The organism is Botryobacter ruber, from assembly GCF_003347595.2.
GTDB lineage: Bacteria > Bacteroidota > Bacteroidia > Cytophagales > Hymenobacteraceae > Pontibacter > Pontibacter ruber_A.
This window is the reverse complement of the sequence record NZ_QCZK02000018.1, coordinates 22,239-39,537: the sequence shown is the minus strand read 5'-3', so window position 1 is coordinate 39,537 and position 17,299 is coordinate 22,239. Positions and strand designations below refer to the sequence as shown.

Annotated in this window: 16 protein-coding genes; 12 read left to right on the top strand and 4 right to left on the bottom strand. The window is 50.8% G+C overall.

Annotated features, from left to right (window positions below; genetic code table 11):
* Positions 1-292 precede the first annotated feature (292 nt).
* The 6 genes from lpxD (at position 293) to DCW36_RS04150 (ending at position 6,448) form a co-directional block, all read left to right on the top strand.
* The gene (gene lpxD, locus DCW36_RS04175) at positions 293-1,327 is read left to right on the top strand and encodes a UDP-3-O-(3-hydroxymyristoyl)glucosamine N-acyltransferase (RefSeq protein ID WP_114783155.1); all 1,035 of its coding nucleotides are present in this window, start codon (positions 293-295) and stop codon (positions 1,325-1,327) included.
* Between the two features lie 166 nt (positions 1,328-1,493).
* Positions 1,494-2,888 (top strand): bifunctional UDP-3-O-[3-hydroxymyristoyl] N-acetylglucosamine deacetylase/3-hydroxyacyl-ACP dehydratase, encoded by a 1,395-nt coding sequence (locus tag DCW36_RS04170; protein WP_114783154.1) that lies wholly within the window; start codon positions 1,494-1,496, stop codon positions 2,886-2,888.
* The gene (lpxA, locus tag DCW36_RS04165; RefSeq protein ID WP_114783153.1) at positions 2,885-3,676 is read left to right on the top strand and encodes an acyl-ACP--UDP-N-acetylglucosamine O-acyltransferase; all 792 of its coding nucleotides are present in this window, start codon (positions 2,885-2,887) and stop codon (positions 3,674-3,676) included. Before DCW36_RS04170 ends, lpxA begins: the two co-directional genes overlap by 4 nt.
* Entirely contained in the window at positions 3,666-4,292 is a 627-nt protein-coding gene (locus DCW36_RS04160) for an ABC transporter ATP-binding protein (protein WP_114783152.1), read from the top strand. The genes lpxA and DCW36_RS04160 overlap by 11 nt, the downstream gene beginning before the upstream one ends.
* Positions 4,293-4,655: 363 nt before the next feature.
* The gene (locus tag DCW36_RS04155) at positions 4,656-5,363 is read left to right on the top strand and encodes a YebC/PmpR family DNA-binding transcriptional regulator (protein ID WP_114783151.1); all 708 of its coding nucleotides are present in this window, start codon (positions 4,656-4,658) and stop codon (positions 5,361-5,363) included.
* Positions 5,364-5,488: 125 nt separating this feature from the next.
* Positions 5,489-6,448, top strand: a complete 960-nt coding sequence (locus DCW36_RS04150; RefSeq protein ID WP_114783150.1) for a calcium/sodium antiporter — start codon at positions 5,489-5,491, stop codon at positions 6,446-6,448.
* Between the two features lie 504 nt (positions 6,449-6,952).
* Here DCW36_RS04150 and DCW36_RS04145 read toward each other — a convergent pair.
* Positions 6,953-8,233, bottom strand: coding sequence for an erythromycin esterase family protein (locus tag DCW36_RS04145; RefSeq protein ID WP_114783149.1), 1,281 nt, complete (start codon positions 8,231-8,233; stop codon positions 6,953-6,955).
* A 157-nt stretch (positions 8,234-8,390) separates the two neighbouring features.
* Positions 8,391-9,119 (bottom strand): DUF4197 domain-containing protein, encoded by a 729-nt coding sequence (locus DCW36_RS04140; RefSeq protein WP_114783148.1) that lies wholly within the window; start codon positions 9,117-9,119, stop codon positions 8,391-8,393.
* 63 nt (positions 9,120-9,182) lie between these two features.
* Between DCW36_RS04140 and DCW36_RS04135 the strand changes: the two genes are divergently transcribed.
* The 6 genes from DCW36_RS04135 (at position 9,183) to DCW36_RS04110 (ending at position 14,062) form a co-directional block, all read left to right on the top strand.
* On the top strand, positions 9,183-10,442 hold the full coding sequence (locus DCW36_RS04135) for a competence/damage-inducible protein A (protein WP_114783147.1): 1,260 nt from the start codon (positions 9,183-9,185) through the stop codon (positions 10,440-10,442).
* Between the two features lie 178 nt (positions 10,443-10,620).
* A complete protein-coding gene (locus tag DCW36_RS04130; protein WP_114783146.1) occupies positions 10,621-11,988 on the top strand; it encodes a dihydrolipoamide acetyltransferase family protein in 1,368 nt (455 codons plus the stop codon).
* A gap of 223 nt (positions 11,989-12,211) precedes the next feature.
* Positions 12,212-12,727: a hypothetical protein gene (locus tag DCW36_RS04125; protein ID WP_114783145.1), complete on the top strand. Its 516-nt coding sequence runs from the start codon at positions 12,212-12,214 to the stop codon at positions 12,725-12,727.
* 122 nt (positions 12,728-12,849) lie between these two features.
* Positions 12,850-13,068, top strand: a complete 219-nt coding sequence (locus DCW36_RS04120; RefSeq protein WP_114783144.1) for a hypothetical protein — start codon at positions 12,850-12,852, stop codon at positions 13,066-13,068.
* Positions 13,065-13,433: a type II toxin-antitoxin system PemK/MazF family toxin gene (locus DCW36_RS04115; protein ID WP_114783143.1), complete on the top strand. Its 369-nt coding sequence runs from the start codon at positions 13,065-13,067 to the stop codon at positions 13,431-13,433. Before DCW36_RS04120 ends, DCW36_RS04115 begins: the two co-directional genes overlap by 4 nt.
* Positions 13,434-13,462: 29 nt before the next feature.
* Positions 13,463-14,062 (top strand): hypothetical protein, encoded by a 600-nt coding sequence (locus DCW36_RS04110; RefSeq protein WP_240676043.1) that lies wholly within the window; start codon positions 13,463-13,465, stop codon positions 14,060-14,062.
* Positions 14,063-14,155: 93 nt separating this feature from the next.
* Here the strand turns inward: DCW36_RS04110 and DCW36_RS04105 are convergent, their stop codons facing one another.
* Both DCW36_RS04105 and DCW36_RS04100 read right to left on the bottom strand, forming a co-directional pair.
* The gene (locus DCW36_RS04105; RefSeq protein ID WP_114783141.1) at positions 14,156-16,804 is read right to left on the bottom strand and encodes a valine--tRNA ligase; all 2,649 of its coding nucleotides are present in this window, start codon (positions 16,802-16,804) and stop codon (positions 14,156-14,158) included.
* Between the two features lie 101 nt (positions 16,805-16,905).
* Positions 16,906-17,259, bottom strand: coding sequence for a 4Fe-4S binding protein (locus DCW36_RS04100; protein ID WP_114783140.1), 354 nt, complete (start codon positions 17,257-17,259; stop codon positions 16,906-16,908).
* Positions 17,260-17,299: the final 40 nt, after the last annotated feature.

Genomic DNA, 17,299 nt, shown 5'->3' with positions numbered 1-17,299 from the left:
GATCTGCTGCAGCAGCCACCATAGCCTCTGCTCCTTATTTTTATTTCTGCTGCCCCTAAGAAAGGGATCAGCAGCTTACCGAACAGCAAAAAATGCAATAGCTGACTGCATTTGCAGAAAACGCTGCCGCAACTGTATATCCTGCCAAACAGCGCAGAACAAACCGGTCCGGTTTTTTCAGGCCATGTGCATAATTATATGTAGCCCGACGTTATACACCGGGGTTATAATTTTAGTAAGTTTGCGCCCCCAAGGTAGTAGCAGATTTAATTTTTTGGTCTAATTTTACAAAATGGAATTTACTGTTCAACAGATAGCAGACCTGCTCCAGGGAACGATTGAGGGGGATAGCCAGGTAAAAGTAAACAGTTTAGGGAAGATCGAGGAAGCTCAGGCGGGTGCTCTTGCCTTTCTGTCAAATGCTAAATACGAGCCTTATCTCTATACCACGGGCGCCAGTGCCGTTATCGTTTCCGATAAGCTTGAACTCAAGAAAGCGGTAGCCGCTACCTTAATCCGGGTTCCGGACCCTTATACCAGCTTTTCTACCCTCTTAAGTTATTACCAGACGGCTTTGCTGGCCTCTAAAACAGGCGTAGAAGAACCCTGCTTTCTCGGGCAAAACAGCCAGGTCGGCGAAAACCACTACCGCGGCGCTTTCTCCTACATCGGCCACAACTGCACCATCGGCAACAATGTGCGCATTTTCCCGCAGGTTTACATCGGCGACAACGTAACCATCGGCGACAATACCACGCTGTTTGCAGGCGTAAAGGTTTATACCAATTCCGTAATCGGAAGCAACTGCACCTTACACGCCGGCGCCGTGATTGGCAGCGACGGTTTTGGCTTTGCTCCCCAGCAGGACGGCAGCTATAAAACCATCCCGCAGATTGGCAACGTGGTACTGGAAGACGATATCTCGGTAGGCGCCAACACCACCATCGACTGCGCCACCATGGGCTCTACCATTATCCGGAAAGGCACCAAGATTGATAACCTCGTACAGATCGCCCATAACGTGGAAGTGGGTCACCATACCGTTATCGCGGCCCAGACAGGCATTTCGGGTTCGTCCAAGATCGGCAATTACAACGTACTGGCAGGCCAGGTGGGCATTGTAGGCCACATCACCCTCGCCGACAGAACAACGGTAGGGGCGCAATCGGGTGTGGGCAAATCGGTAAAAGAACCCGGCACCATTATACAGGGCTCTCCGGCCTTCGATTACAAGCAAAACCTGCGCGCACTGGCTGTTTTCCGGAAATTACCCGAACTGCAGCGCGAGCTGGAAAGCCTGCGCGAAGGAAAATTTACCGAAGGGTAAACCTGACTTATCCGGTGATTATAAATAAAAGTAGCAAGACCCGCTATTATATATTAAGTTTGCAGGCGCGTAGTGTTTGCGCCCAAAACCAGTACCTTAGCACGGCAGTTCCGGCTGCCCCACCGGTGGCTGGTTACAAACAAAACGATACACTACTGTTTCATTAATGAACGAAAAACAGCATACCATTAAGGCTCCGGTAACGGTATCGGGCATTGGATTACACACGGGTGTAGTTTCTAACATGACGTTTAAGCCTGCGCCTGCCAACCACGGCTACAAATTTCAGCGTGTGGATCTGCCTGGTCAGCCTCTTGTAAATGTTGATGTAGACAATGTAGTTGACCTTTCGCGCGGCACTACCATCGAGCAGAACGGGGCCCGGGTTAATACTGTAGAACATACACTGGCCGCCCTGGTAGGCTTGCAGATCGACAATGTACTGATCGAACTCGACGGTCCTGAGCCGCCTATTATGGATGGTTCCGCGATTGAGTTTGTGAAAGCCCTGGCAAGTGTTGGCCTGGAAGAGCAGAACGCCCTGCGCAACTATTTCGAAATTACCAAAGGCCTGAGCTACAAAGACGACAGCCGTGGTGTTGAAATTGCCGCCCTCCCGCTCGACGATTACCGTCTGACGGTGATGGTGGATTACAACTCACCTGTCCTGGGAAGCCAGCATGCTTCTATTACCGATTTTAACCAGTTTGAAGCGGAAGTTGCTCCTTCCAGAACCTTCTGTTTTCTGCACGAACTGGAAGCATTGTTTAAGCAGAACCTGATAAAAGGCGGCGACCTCGGAAACGCTATCGTGATTGTGGACCGTGTGGTGCAGGACGAGGAGCTGGATTACCTGGCCGACCTGCTGCACAAACCAAAAGTTGAAGTGAAAGAAGAAGGTATCCTGAACAATACCGAACTTCGCTATAAAAACGAACCGGCCCGCCACAAGCTCCTGGACCTGATGGGTGACCTTGCCCTGATTGGCAGACCGCTGAAAGGACAGATTTTAGCAGCTCGTCCGGGTCACGCAGCCAACATTGCCTTCGCCAAAAAAGTGAAGCGCCTGATTAAAGAGTCCAGCATACAGAACGTTCCGACCTACGACCCCAGAAAGCCGCCGGTAATGGACATCAACCAGATTGCCGCTACACTGCCACACCGTTACCCTTTCCTGCTGATAGACAAGATCATCCACCTGGACGAAACCTCGGTTACAGGCATTAAAAATGTCACCATGAACGAGCCGTTCTTCCCGGGCCATTTTCCCGGCAACCCTGTGCTGCCGGGCGTGGTGCAGATAGAAGCCATGGCGCAGACAGGCGGTATCCTCGTTCTGAATACTGTTGAAAATCCTGAAGATTACTGGCCTTACTTCCTGGGGATTGACAAGTGCCGTTTCAAACGCAAAGTTCTTCCCGGAGACACCATTATATTCAAATGTGAATTGCTGGCTCCTATTAAGCGTGGCATCGCCAAAATGGCAGGTCAGGCCTTTGTGGGAGGCAAACTGGTAATGGAAGCAGAAATGTCGGCAAGTATCGTAAAAAAAGACGCATGAACCAGCCTTTAGCATACATCCACCCCGAAGCAAAAATTGCGCAGAATGTGGTAGTAGAGCCCTTCACCACCATTCACAAAAATGTTGAGATTGGCGAAGGCACCTGGATCGGACCTCACGTTACAATTATGGAGGGCGCCCGCATCGGCAAAAACTGTAAAATATTTCCTGGCGCCGTGGTTTCCTGCGTACCCCAGGACTTGAAGTTTGCCGGTGAAATTACCACCACGCATATAGGCGACAATACCGTTATCCGGGAATTTGTAACCGTTAGCCGTGGCACTGTGGATAAAATGAAAACCGTGGTGGGCAGCAACTGCCTCATTATGGCCTATGCCCACGTTGCCCACGACTGTATGGTAGGCAACAATTGCATTATCGGGAATGCCGTGCAGATGGCAGGCCACGTGGAGGTACACGATTATGCCATCATCAGTGCGACGAGTGCGGTGCACCAGTTCGTAAAAATTGGCGCCCATGCCTTTATTTCCGGCGGCTCCAAAGTACTGAAGGATGTGCCGCCGTTCGTAAAAGCTGCCCGCGAACCACTTTCCTATGCAGGCATTAACTCTGTTGGGTTGCGCCGCAGAGGCTACGTGAGCGAGCAGATAAACGAAATTCAGCAGCTCTACCGCATCCTGTTTATGAACGGGCTGAATAATTCGCAGGCCCTGGACAAAATTGAGCTGGAGCTGAACCCAAGCACCGAGCGCGACGAAGTAACCAACTTCCTGCGCAACTCGGGCCGCGGCATTATCAAGAGCTACAACTTTAAAGATGCGGATTAACCTACACAAGTTAGGCAAACGCTATAATTACGAGTGGATTTTCCGGAACCTGACCTATACCTTTGAGGCAGACAGTTCCTACGCGATTCTGGGCCACAATGGCTCCGGAAAATCCACCCTTCTTACCATTATTTCCGGGCACAACCTGTACAGCGAAGGCACCATCGAATACCTTCAGCAGGATAAACCCATCGCCCCCGAAGCCGCTTACCGCTACCTCTCCCTCACAGCCCCCTACCTGGAACTGGTCGAAGAATTTACCCTACAGGAGATGCTGGCTTTCCATACCCGTTTTAAGCCCTTGCGCGGGCAGCTCACCCAGGAACAACTCACCGAGCGGATGGGCCTTGTAAAGGCGCGTCATAAGTTCGTGAAAGACTTTTCTTCCGGCATGAAGCAGCGCCTGAAGCTGGGGCTGGCTATCTACTCCGAATCCCCCCTCCTGCTGCTCGACGAACCCACCACCAACCTCGACCAGGAAGGCATTGCCTGGTACCAGGAGCACATCGCCCAGAACAAAAAAAACCGCCTGATCATTGTAGGCTCCAACATCGAACACGAATACAGCTTCTGCGACCACCGCCTGCACATCACCGATTTTCATCCCAGAAAATAGTTGTTGGAGTTAGAGAGTTAGAAAGTTTAGGAGTTTGAGAGTTTAGGAGGTAGAGAGGTAGGAATTTTTGTATGGGTTGAAAATCTCCTACACGAACCACAGACAAATCCAATCCTGTTAATCCACTAATGTGGTTAATCCAGGTTCAGACAAAAAACTTCTGTCTGCTCCTGCCACCATAGCCACTGCTCCTGTCTGAACACGATTAAATGATTGAAGGATAAACAAGATTCAAAATTCTTACCTCTCTAACTTTCTAACTCCTAAACTTTCTAACTTATCATGCCCTCCCCAATAACTAATAACCAATAACGAATAACTAAAAAAATGCCTAACTTTGTGTAATTACACATAACCGATACTATGGGACGCGCATTTGAATTCAGAAAAGCACGTAAATTTAAGCGTTGGGACAAAATGTCGAAGGCCTTTACACGCTTAGGTAAAGAGATCGTAATGGCCGTAAAAGAAGGCGGTCCTAACCCCGAGTCCAACGCACGCCTGCGCACTGCGATGCAGAACGCGAAAGGTGTGAACATGCCAAAAGACAGAGTGGAAGCTGCCATCAAACGGGCTTCCTCCAAAGAGGAGAAAGATTACGAAGAGGTGGTATACGAAGGCTACGGCCCGTATGGCATCGCGATACTGGTGGAGACAGCCACAGACAACATCAACCGCACGGTAGCCAACATGCGCGTTTACTTCTCCCGTGCCGGCGGCTCGTTAGGCAAAACCGGTTCGCTCGACTTCCTGTTCACCCGGAAAGGTATATTTAAAGTAGCTGCCGAGGGAGTAGACCTGGAGGAGCTGGAACTGGAACTGATCGATTTCGGGGCGGAGGAAATTTATGAGCACGAAGGCGAAATCATTATCGAAACTGCTTTCACCGATTTTGGAGCGATGCAGAAGGCGCTGGAAGAAAAAGAGCTAAACGTGATAAGTGCCGAACTGCAGCGTGTGCCGAACACCCGGACAGAGCTTTCCGACGAACAGGCTGAAGAGATAGAGAACTTGGTGGAGAAAATTGAGGAAGACGACGACGTTCAGGCAGTTTACCATAACATGCAATAACGTACACCGGAGCTGAACGTACAAAGGCTGCCTGATGCGAAAGCTGCAGGCAGCCTTCTTTTTATGTAACGCTGCAGCCCCCCCCCCCCCGCAACATCATTTCTGTCTCCAATTCATGTGGTAAAATGCTGACATTTCTTCTGCTTCTGCTAGGTTTTGTGCTGCTGATAAAGGGTGCAGACACTTTGGTAACAGGTGCTTCTTCTATCGCAAAGCGCTACGAGATTCCGGATATGGTGGTGGGCCTGACCATTGTTTCTTTTGGCACCTCGCTCCCGGAACTTATTATCAACATTCTCTCGAGCCTGCAGGGGCAGTCGGAGCTGGCAATAGGCAACGTATTTGGAAGCAATGTGGCCAACCTGCTGCTGATCATCGGCATTACCGCTATCATTTGCCCGCTGCCCATCAAACGGAACACGGTCATAACCGAAATCCCTTTTTCACTTATTGCTACCCTGCTGGTGGGCTTCCTGGCCAATGCCGTACTTTTTGGCGACAAAACTCAGCTCTACATCAGCCGCATCGACGGCGGCATCCTGCTCTTCTTCTTTGTGTTGTTTATGGCCTATATTTACAATGTTGCTAAAACCAACAACGAGCCGGGCCTGGAGCAGGCAACTCCTTTTATGTCTTTAGGAAAATCTGTTGCTTACATTACATTAGGAGGAGCCGGGCTTTTCCTGGGAGGAAAATGGGTGGTTGACAGCGCTGTTTCGATTGCCGGCGTATTTAACCTGAGTGAATCTTTTATCGGGCTTACTGTAGTTGCCATTGGTACCTCGTTACCGGAACTGGTTACGTCAGCAGTGGCTGCCTACCGCCGTAATATTGATATAGCCGTAGGAAATGTGATTGGCTCCAACATCTTTAACCTGCTCTGGATATTGGGGATCAGTGCCATTATCAACCCGATACCGTTCAACGTAATCAGCAACTCCGACATCATCATGATGATTTTTGCCAGTACACTGTTGATCATCGTGCTCCCGATCGGCAGGCGCAACACCATCGACCGCTGGAACGGCATTCTTTTCCTGCTCATCTACATAGGCTACATCATTTTCCTTATCGAAAGAGGGTGAGGAAGTTAGAGAGTTTTGGAGTTAGAGAGTTAGAAAGGTAAAAAGGTAGTTATTTTGTAGGGGTTGAAGATTTTCAACCCTTTCACGATTCACAGACAAAACTAATCCTGTTAATCCACTAATCTGGTAAATCCTGGTTCAGACAAAAAAACTTCTTTCTGCTCCTGCCACCATTGCCTCTGCTCCTCTGTCTGAACCTTTGATTTACGGTGATTTTTCTGATTTACTTGATTTTGATTGTGCTCGATTAATTGTCTGAATCAGGATTTACGGAATTTTTGAATTTTCAGGATTGGATTTGTCTGAACAAGATTAAGAAGATTTAAGGAATAGCAGGATTGATTGGATTTGCCTGTGGTTCGTGCAGGAGACGCGGGCACCGCGTCTCTACAGCCATCCCCCCAACCACTCTACCTCTCTGTTACAGGGTTGAAAATCTTCAACCCCTACAAAATTTCTACTTTTCTACCTCTTAAACTTTCTAACTCCCAAACTCTCTAACTTCTAATAGTTCCACGGATACAGCTCAGGTTCCTGGGCGCCGCGGATCTTCATGTGGAGCGGGTGAACGGCTTCTGTTTCGTCGAAGTAAATAAAAGCATCGTAGCGTCCGGGGATGATCGTTGGCACATAGTTACCAAACTGTTCAAATTTCGGATCATATACAACCCCGATTGCCCGGTGACCGATCCGCTTCTTCAGCTCCGGTACCTCCCATAAATCCCGGGACAGGATAAGTTTATCTTCGTCGCTGATGCGGTGCAGTATTTCTTCCCAGCTGCCAGGTACCGCTTCGGGTACATCTATTTTCTGCATAGGCGCTCCCCAGGCTTTACCTGCGATCACGCTGCCCTTGTACGTACCAAATCCAACCAGCTTTACATGTTCGGGGCCATATTTATCGCGGGCCAGCTGCCCGATGTTGATCATGTTTTCGTCGGCCATATCGGTGGCGCTGGCGTCGCCGATGTGCGTGTTATGCTCCCAGACAATAGCTTTTGATTGCGGGCCGTGCAGCTCGAGGAGGCGGTCCAGGGTTTCCATCATGTGCGTATCGCGTACATTCCACGACGACACCCCACCGCGCACCATGGTGCGGTAATACTTTTCGGCGTTAACGGCAACCAGTGCATTCTGCTTCGAGTTGAAGTCATGCTCTGCATCATCGGGGAACTGCGGCTGCTTGAGTACGCGCTGCAGCATCTCAATCACTTCATCCTCGCAGTCAGTAGGAACAAAGGCTGTAGCACGTGCATAATTCTGCGGGTCGCGGTTGTAAGGTTCAAAGCACTGCATGGCATTCCGGGCAGCTTCAGCGGCTTTGCCTCCCCGCTGCTCCACCGACTGAAGCACCTGTTCCAGCGATTCCCATAGGCTGTACACATCCAGCCCGTAAAAGCCGACCTTCTCGTTTATGCTGCGCAGGTGGTTAAAGTCGCGCATCCACTCTACCAGGGCAGCCACCTCCCAGTTCGCCCACATCCAGGTGGGCCAGCGCCTGAACACCTGCAGCACATCGGCAATTTTGCTCCCCGATTTCTGGTATCCTTTAATAAAGCGGTTCACGGTATAGCACTCGGGCCAATCCCCTTCCACAGCTATAAAATTAAAGCCTTTCTCCTCTACCAGGCGCCTGGAGATGGCCGTGCGCCAGGTATAGTACTCCGATGTTCCATGCGATGCCTCTCCCAGCATAACAACCCGCGCATCGCCAACTTCGTGCAGCAGGACATCCAGATCTTTTTCTTTCCGGATGGGGTGGTAGTTGAATAGTGCTTTTTCCATATTCCCGATATTACAACAAGCTATCTTTTGGGTACTTAAAGTTTGCTGTATTGTACTTTTAATCGGCCTGTAAAGTTCTGAAAAATAAAAGCGCCCGCACTACATTGAAGTAAAGCGGGCGCTCCGGCAGGTAAAATTATGTTATGCCTTAGCCAAATCAGGTTTGATTTTCCCGGCTAAAAACCCTCCGCAACAGCTCTGTGGTGCGGGCAATCGGGTTTTCGCGGATGTTCTCCTCTTCCTTCGCTATCAGCAGGAACAGGCCATCCATGGCTTTCTGTGTCGCATACTCATTCAGGTTGGGGTTTACTTTCTGTACCAGCGGAATCTGGTTGTAGGAGTTAACAATGTCTGCGTAATACTTGGTGGCATTTGTTTTCTCGAGCGAGCGCTGCATCACCGGCATAAAGGCATCGCGCAGCTGCGAAGAGGTGGTGCGCTTCAGGTATTGGGTAGCTGCATCCTTATCGCCTTTCAGAATGGCCCAGGCATCGGCAATGGTCATTTGTTTGATCGCTGACACAAAAATAGGCACTGCACTTTTGGCAGCATCTTCGGCGCCACGGTTAAGCGTCAGAATAAATTTATCTACTTCATTGCCCAAACCAACCTGCCGCAACGTATTCTCTACGCGCTTCACCTCTTCCGGAAACGGGATCCGGATGAGCGGGTTCCGGTAGTAGCCATCTTCCTGCGAAGCCTGGTCCGAACCGCTGCGGATGCCTTTTTCCAGCGCCTGGCGCAGCCCTGCAGCAACCTCATCGCGGGTAACAGGGCCTCCGGTTCCGGCCAGCACACCATCCACGGTTCGCTGCACATCGGCTACGGTACAGGCCGAAGCTCCCAATAAAAGCGCTAAAAAAGAAGTATAAACAATTTTTCGCATAACTTAGAACATCTTAATTTTAGGATATAAAGGTGGATACGCATAAATCAGACCAAAAACAATATGAAGGAAGTAAAGGCAGAGATAATTACGGTTGGGGATGAGATCCTGTTCGGGCAGATTGTGGATACTAATTCGGCCTGGATGGGCACTGAATTAACAAGAATCGGTATCAGAGTACAGCAGATTACGTCTATATCTGACAAAGCCGCTCATATTGTCGCTGCCCTGGACGATGCAAAAACCCGGGCCGATATTATTTTAATAACAGGAGGACTGGGACCAACCAAGGACGACCTGACAAAAGATGTGCTTACCTCCTATTTCAACACCGAACTGGTGCTGCACGAGCAGTCGCTGGAGGATGTGGCGCACATCTTCAAAACACGCGGCCGTGATCTTACCGAACTAAACCGCCAGCAGGCCTTTCTGCCGGCCAGCTGCACCCCCGTCCGAAATGTGCTGGGCACAGCGCCGGGTATGTGGTTTGAGGAAGAAGGAAAAGTGTTTGTGTCGATGCCCGGCGTGCCGTTTGAGATGAAGCGCATGATGACCGACACGGTTCTTCCGAAGCTGAAAGGACATTTTAACACGCCGGAGATCATTCATAAAGTTGTGCAGACGGTAGGCATCGGCGAATCGTTTCTGGCAGAAAAAATAGAAGCCTGGGAAACAAAACTGCCCCCCCACATCCGGCTGGCCTACCTGCCCCACCTGGGCGGCGTACGCCTCCGCCTGACCGGCATGGGCCCTGATCCCGACCAATTGGAAGACGAGCTGCTGGAGCAACTGGCGCAGCTGACCGATCTTATTTCTCCCCACATTTTTGCCTACGGCGAAATAACGCTGGAGGAAGTGGTCGGGATGATGCTGAATGCCCGCAACTACACCATCGCCACGGCCGAGAGCTGCACCGGCGGTTATATCGCCCACCGCCTCACCAGCGTCCCCGGCAGCTCCATGTACTTCATTGGCAGCATGGTAGCTTACCACAACGATGTAAAGATACGGGAGCTCGGCGTAAAACCGGAAACCATTGCCGAAAACGGTGCCGTAAGCGAAGCCGTGGTACGGGAGATGGCCGAGCAGGTGCGCCTGAAATTTAAGACCGATGTGGGTGTTGCCACGAGCGGCATAGCCGGTCCGGGAGGCGGCACACCAGATAAACCTGTAGGCACGGTCTGGGTTGCGTACGCCGACAAAGAAAAAACCGTGAGTAAACTGCTCCGGTTTAACAAAGACCGGGCACTCAACATCGAGTATTCCGCCATGGCAGCGCTCAACCTCATCCGGCAAAGTTTAACCCGGACCGTTGAGGAATAGCCCAAAATCCTTACCTTTGTTCGGGTATTGAGGCAGCAGCAATCCGGACTCAACACGCAGGTCCGGTACAGAAAAAACTAACACCTGTTACTTCTGCCTTGATTCCAGACTGTTCGGGAAACTACCCGAATCAATTACTAAGAAGCGAAAATCGAACTACGATCATAACTAACAAAGCATGGCACTTGTAGAAATGGTAATGCCCAAAATGGGCGAAAGTATCATGGAAGGCACCATTCTGAAATGGCTCAAAAAGGAGGGCGACACCATTGAAGAAGACGAATCGGTGCTGGAGGTAGCTACAGACAAGGTAGACACAGAAATACCAGCCATCGAAAGCGGCGTACTGAAAGAAATATTAGTGAAAGAAGGCAATATAGTAGCCGTAGGTGCACCTATTGCCATCATAAACACAGGCGGAGCTGCTGAAGCTACCGATGCTCCTGCCGCCACCGAACCTGCTGTTACTGAGCCGGCGGCTGCCACTGTCGAGGAGGCTCCTGCCCCTGCTGTTGCCGAACAGCCTGCTGCCAAAGCAGCCGCCCCTGCTCCTGTAGCCCGCTTAGAGAGACCTGCTTCCGGACGGTTCTACTCGCCGCTGGTGCTCAACATCGCCCGCGAAGAAGGCATTTCGATGCAGGAACTGGAGTATGTGCCCGGCACCGGCAGCGAAGGACGCGTTTCCAAAAAAGACATTCTGGCCTACCTGGAAAGCCGCCACCTTGCCCCTCAGCCAGCTGCTCCGGAAAGCAAACCGACGGAACCGGCAACAGCCACTGTGTCACAGCCTAAAGCAGAGACACAGCCTGCAGCTGCACCGGCCTCTTCTTACAGCGGCAACGACGAGATTATTGAGATGGACCGCATGCGCAGCATGATCGCCGAGCGCATGCTCGAAAGCCGGCGTATTTCGGCCCACGTTACGTCTTTTGTGGAGGCAGACGTTACCAACCTGGTAAACTGGCGCAACAAGTGGAAAGATGCGTACAAAAAACGCGAGGGCGAGCCGCTAACCTTTACACCGCTGTTTATCGAGGCCATTGCCAAGGCCATCAAAGATTTCCCGATGATCAATGTGTCGGTGGAGGGGAACAAGATTATCCGCCACAAAGACATCAATATCGGTATGGCGGTAGCACTGCCTAATGGCAACCTGATCGTGCCCAACATCAAAAATGCGGATCAGATGAACCTGAACGGTCTTGCCAAGAAAGTAAACGACCTGGCTAACCGTGGACGGGTGAACAAACTCACGCCCGACGATTTATCCGGCGGCACCTATACCATGTCGAATGTAGGGGGATTTGGAAACGTGATGGGTACACCGATCATTATGCAGCCGCAGGTGGCTATCCTGGCGCTGGGCATTATCAAAAAGAAACCAGCCGTTATCGAAACACCCGAAGGCGATTTAATTGGTATCCGGCACTTCATGTTCCTGTCGCACTCCTACGACCACCGCGTGGTTGACGGTTCGCTGGGCGGCATGTTTGTGCGCCGCGTTGCCGATTACCTCGAAAACTTCGATCCGAATACCATCATCTGATTTCAGGCTACGGCATGAATTGGATTGGCAAAAAAATATAGCCTGCTCCTGTTACCGGGGCAGGCTATATTTTTGATTTCTGCTGCTTTGCGAACTGCTTTACGCGCTCCGGGAGCAGCAGTGGATGTGGTGGCAGGTGCAGCAGCGTTTTTATAATGATTTTCGAAGTCACGTTACCCTGTTTTAGCTTTTTCCGTTTACAGACTGAATTTAACCTAAACCTATGAGAAACCTTTTACCCTGGCTACTGGCCGCTGTTTTCCTGGCACTGGCCTTTTACTTTTACTGGGAACAACGCGAAGCTGAAGGCCGCTTAACAGTAGCAGATACCCGACTCGAAGAAGCAAATCAGCAACTGGCGCAGCAACAAACCCAACTGGACTCGCTGGAGGAGATGGTACTGCCGCCCGATACCATGACGTTGGTACCTCCGGGTGGTGTAGATTTCGTAGATCAGCTGGGTGTGCTGAGCGAGAGCGACATTCGGAAGCTCGAGAAAAAAGGCCTGAAAAACCCCGAAGCAGACCTCATGAACGACCTGAACCGAAAGCAACAGCAGCTCATCCCTGCCGAAGGCACGATGGGCGGTACCATGACCATCCGCGACAGCCGCATCCTGAACGACCGCTACGCCCTGGCCTACTACGAAGACGGCCACAACGGCGGCTATATGCTGCTAAAGTATGAGGTAAACAACGGCAAGATAAACTGGCGGGTAGTTGATAGCTCGCGGTTGTAGAACCGGATTAGGATGGCAGATGTTATAAATAGGATGTACAGATTGATTGTCCTTATCAGTATCAGCCGTAGTTCCGTAAAATATAAAAAATCGAGCTTTTTACCTGGAAAAAAAATTGCGAAATGAAAAAGATAGAAATAACAGTAAATGATGCTGACTTTTTAATCGTAAAGAGTTTGCTCGAGAATCTGCGTTATATAAAATCTTTTGAGGAAAAAGAACCTGTAGATGAAGTAACATTACTTTCTCAAAAGTCTTTAGCGGAAGACTGGGATTCAGAAGAGGATGACAGATATGACCAGTTGTATAATGCAGAAGCGGGTGAAGCAACAAAAAAATGACCTACAATAGAGGCGATGTTGTCTGGATTAAATTTCCATTTACAGATTTAACACAACAGAAATTACGACCGGCCCTCATCATCAGCAATCAGGTTGTAAATCGTACCGGTGATTATATCCTGGTACAGATCACTAGCAAGGAGAGAAATGATGTCCTTAGTATCCGGATAAACGACAATAACTATTCAGAAGCACCACTATTGGTACAAAGTTACCTGAGGTTACAAAAAATTTTTACCCTTCACGAGTCGCTTTTATCGGGTAAACAGACAGCAGTTACGGAGGATTTCATTGCCGATGTAGTTAATTCTGTCAACACGCTACTATCAAAAGACCAAGAAGCTAACGAAAGGCATGGGTTTTGAGTACAGGTAGATAAAAGCTAAAGAAGATTATGCCGCTATTTCTGACCTTACTGCCTTTGTACTTCTCACTCCTGTTCACCCAGCCCGATACTTTCAGGCTGGCGCAGGACATGGAGCAGGATCTGAAGCTGCTGCGAAACTCCCAGTATTTCATCAGCGATAATGCTTCGCTGGCGCCATCGCTGCAGACAGTGGAAAATGACTTACAGCTTTTTAAAATAGTTGCGAACACCAGCCTCACCAACGGCACCTATTCCAGCACGAAGCACGGAAACCACCAGGTAAACAAGTGGGAGTTTGATGACGGGGAAATTCAGGCTATTTTCCAGATAGAAACCACGGTGCAGCTCGACACGGTGATTATGCAGCGGTACCTCGAAAACAGGCCGCCTACGCCGCAGAAAATCAATAATACCTTTACGTTCAGGACCTATGCTGTTGCTACAAAATCAAATCCTCAGAAACTGCTCTACATTACCGAAGCCGACCAGGGACTGCTCACCTACATTCTTGATCACAGAAAGGTGGAGATTATCTATAGCAAGCAAAAAGAGGGATTAAGCGCCGTCTTCCCTGGCTTTGTGGAGGAGATAGAGCAACTGGTCTCAAGCCTGCAGAAGAAGCCGTAAATTGAGGAGCAGCGGGAGTGGTGGCTGCTGCAGCAAAAAAAAAAGCGGCTGCCCCGTCATCCGGAACAGCCGCTTTTTTGAAATTTCACACCTCTACAGCGCTGCCAGACTTTGCTCCAGCGCTTTTATTTTGGCTTCGGCATCGGCTTGCTTTTTGCGTTCGTTGGCAATGACTGCCTCTGGCGCCCCTTTCACAAAGCGCTCGTTGCTCAGTTTCTTGGTTACTGAATTCAGGAAGCCTTGGGTGTACTCCAGCTCCTTGAGCAGCCGCTCACGCTCTGCCGCCACATCAATGTTGCCTTCCATCGGGATGAAGAACTCATCGCCGGCTTCCACAAAGCTTATAGCGCCCTCCACACTTTCCTGCACTAAGCTGATCTCGCTGATGTTGCCAAGCTTGCGGATGATACCCAGGAAAGGTGCATAGTCCAGCTGGCCCATCTGTTTCACCGACAGGTCGAGCGACTTGTTGTTCGGGATGTTCTTGGAGTTACGCACATTCCGGATAGCAGCCACCACCTTCAGCACGCTCTCCATCTGGTCGATTATTTCCTTATTGAACCGGTCTTTTTTAGGCCAGGAAGCTACAATAATGTACTCCAGCTCCTTACGCTCCTTCAGTTCATGCCACAGCTCTTCGGTCAGGAAGGGCATGAACGGGTGCAGCACTTTCAGAACCTGCTCCATAAAGCCAACGGTTGCCTTCAGCGTCTCCTTATCGATTGGCTGCTGGTAGGTCGGTTTGATCATTTCGAGGTAGTTGGAGCAGAAATCGTCCCACACCAGCTTGTACACCGACAGCAGCGCATCCGAAATACGGTATTTGCTGAAGTGGTCTTCGATCTGCACAAAGGCAGCGTTAAAGCGCGACTCGAACCACCTGATCGCCGTTTCGTTCGGGCAAGGCAGCGTTTCGTCTACTTCCCAGCCTTTGATCAGCCGGAACGCATTCCAAATCTTGTTGCTGAAGTTACGCCCCTGCTCTATCAGCTTCTCGTCGAAAAACAGGTCGTTGCCGGCCTGCGAGCTGAACAGCATGCCGGTACGCACCCCGTCTGCTCCGTACTTTTCTATCAGGTCGAGCGGATCGGGTGAGTTGCCCAGCGATTTTGACATTTTACGGCCCTGCGCATCGCGCACGATACCGGTCAGGTACACGTTGCGGAACGGCGGCTCGTTGCGGAACTCATAACCGGCCATAATCATACGCGCTACCCAGAAAAACAGGATTTCAGGAGCCGTAACCAGGTCGTTGGTCGGGTAATAGTACTGGATATCTTTGTTATCGGGATCTTTAAAGCCATCGAACACCGAAATAGGCCACAGCCACGACGAAAACCAAGTATCCAGCACGTCTTCGTCCTGGCGCAGATCTTCTGCCTGCAAATCGGCGTTTCCGCTCTCATGGCGGGCCAGTTCCAGGGCCTCTTCCGTTGAGCATGCTACCACATACGAACCGTCGGGAAGGTAGTAGGCCGGAATGCGCTGTCCCCACCACAGCTGGCGCGAAATACACCAGTCGCGGATGTTCTCCATCCAGGACCGGTACATGTTCTTGAACTTGGGCGGGTGCAGCTTTATCTCATCTTCCATCACGGCTTCCATAGCCGGCTTTGCCATGGCATCCATTTTACAGAACCACTGCAGCGACAGCCGCGGCTCTATTACGGCACCGGTACGCTCGGAGGTCTGCAGCACGCTGGCATATTCCTCTATCTTTACCAGCAGTTCCGCTTCCTCCAGGTCCTTTACAATATTGCGACGGGCGGCAAAACGGTCCTGTCCCACGTACAGCTGCGCCTTCTCGTTCAGGCTGCCGTCGTCGTTCAGGATGTCGATGATGGGCAGGTTGTGTTTGAGGCCCAGTTCGTAGTCGTTCAGGTCGTGCGCTGGTGTTACTTTCAGGGCGCCTGTACCAAAGTCGATGCTCACGTACTCGTCCAGGATAACCGGGATGGCGCGGCCCAGCAGCGGGATACGCACTTTTTTGCCGTGCAGGTGCTTGTAACGCTCATCGTTGGGGTTTACAGCCACTGCCACGTCAGCCATTATTGTTTCCGGACGCGAGGTAGCTACCGTAATGTAAGCTGGCACCCCTTCGTTGAGTACATCGTCCACATCGCGCACCACCTCGTAGCGCAGGTGGTACATTTTGGCCATGGTATCTTTTGGGATTACTTCTTCGTCGGAAAGCGCGGTGCCGCCTTTCGGGTCCCAGTTTACCATGCGCACGCCGCGGTAAATCTGGCCTTTGCGGTACAGGTCCACAAACACCTCGATTACGGCAGCCGACAAGTCTTCTTCCATCGTGAAGCGGGTGCGGTCCCAGTCGCAGGAGGCGCCCAGTTTTTTGAGCTGCTCCAGGATAATGCCGCCGTACTTTTCCTTCCACTCCCAGGCATACTCCAGGAACTCTTCGCGGGTGAGGTCACTTTTCTGAATGCCCCGCTCCTGCAGCATTGCCACTACCTTGGCCTCAGTAGCAATAGAGGCATGATCGGTACCCGGCACCCAGCAGGCTTCTTTTCCCCGCATGCGCGCGCGGCGCACCAGGATATCCTGGATGGTGTTGTTGAGCATGTGCCCCATGTGCAGCACCCCCGTTACGTTTGGCGGCGGAATTACAATGGTATAAGGCTCTTTTTTGGGGTTGGGCTTAGAGCGGAAGAAGCCGTGCTCCAACCAGCTTCCGTACCACTTGTTCTCTATTTCCTTCGGGTTATATTTTGTTCCTGTCGACATCGTAAACTAGCTTGTGGACGGCAAAATTAGGAATTTAAAAGCCATAAAAAAAGCCTGCCCAAAAGAGGCAGGCTTCCGTTAGTTCCGGAGGGTTACCCAGCTTAGCTGGCCTCCTGGTGCAGCCAGTCCTTCTTGGCCAGCAGTTCCTCTTCGCTTTCGCGGTAGTCTGGGTCGTCCACGCAGCAGTCTACAGGGCAAACAGCGGCACATTGCGGCTCTTCGTGGAAGCCCATACACTCGGTACATTTATCTGACACGATGTAGTAAAACTCATCTGATATCGGCGTCTGAGGCGCATCGCCGGGAACAACTTCGCCACCGTCGATCTCCACTTCCGTCAGAGCTGTGCCACCGCCCCATGTCCATTCCATGCCGCCTTCGTATATAGCGGTATTCGGGCATTCTGGTTCGCAGGCACCACAGTTTATACATTCGTCAGTGATCATTATTGCCATAATCGTATCTCCTGATATTTTTTATACTTTTGTAATTCTT

Coding starts and splice junctions, on each gene's coding strand:
- DCW36_RS04115 (WP_114783143.1), top strand. CDS start 13,065: ATGACCTACAATAGAGGCGATGTTGTCTGGATTAAATTTCCATTTACA.
- DCW36_RS04150 (WP_114783150.1), top strand. CDS start 5,489: ATGCTGACATTTCTTCTGCTTCTGCTAGGTTTTGTGCTGCTGATAAAG.
- DCW36_RS04125 (WP_114783145.1), top strand. CDS start 12,212: ATGAGAAACCTTTTACCCTGGCTACTGGCCGCTGTTTTCCTGGCACTG.
- DCW36_RS04140 (WP_114783148.1), bottom strand. CDS start 9,119: ATGCGAAAAATTGTTTATACTTCTTTTTTAGCGCTTTTATTGGGAGCT.
- DCW36_RS04145 (WP_114783149.1), bottom strand. CDS start 8,233: ATGGAAAAAGCACTATTCAACTACCACCCCATCCGGAAAGAAAAAGAT.
- DCW36_RS04135 (WP_114783147.1), top strand. CDS start 9,183: ATGAAGGAAGTAAAGGCAGAGATAATTACGGTTGGGGATGAGATCCTG.
- DCW36_RS04160 (WP_114783152.1), top strand. CDS start 3,666: ATGCGGATTAACCTACACAAGTTAGGCAAACGCTATAATTACGAGTGG.
- DCW36_RS04110 (WP_240676043.1), top strand. CDS start 13,463: ATGCCGCTATTTCTGACCTTACTGCCTTTGTACTTCTCACTCCTGTTC.
- DCW36_RS04155 (WP_114783151.1), top strand. CDS start 4,656: ATGGGACGCGCATTTGAATTCAGAAAAGCACGTAAATTTAAGCGTTGG.
- DCW36_RS04100 (WP_114783140.1), bottom strand. CDS start 17,259: ATGGCAATAATGATCACTGACGAATGTATAAACTGTGGTGCCTGCGAA.
- lpxD (WP_114783155.1), top strand. CDS start 293: ATGGAATTTACTGTTCAACAGATAGCAGACCTGCTCCAGGGAACGATT.
- DCW36_RS04170 (WP_114783154.1), top strand. CDS start 1,494: ATGAACGAAAAACAGCATACCATTAAGGCTCCGGTAACGGTATCGGGC.
- DCW36_RS04120 (WP_114783144.1), top strand. CDS start 12,850: ATGAAAAAGATAGAAATAACAGTAAATGATGCTGACTTTTTAATCGTA.
- lpxA (WP_114783153.1), top strand. CDS start 2,885: ATGAACCAGCCTTTAGCATACATCCACCCCGAAGCAAAAATTGCGCAG.
- DCW36_RS04130 (WP_114783146.1), top strand. CDS start 10,621: ATGGCACTTGTAGAAATGGTAATGCCCAAAATGGGCGAAAGTATCATG.
- DCW36_RS04105 (WP_114783141.1), bottom strand. CDS start 16,804: ATGTCGACAGGAACAAAATATAACCCGAAGGAAATAGAGAACAAGTGG.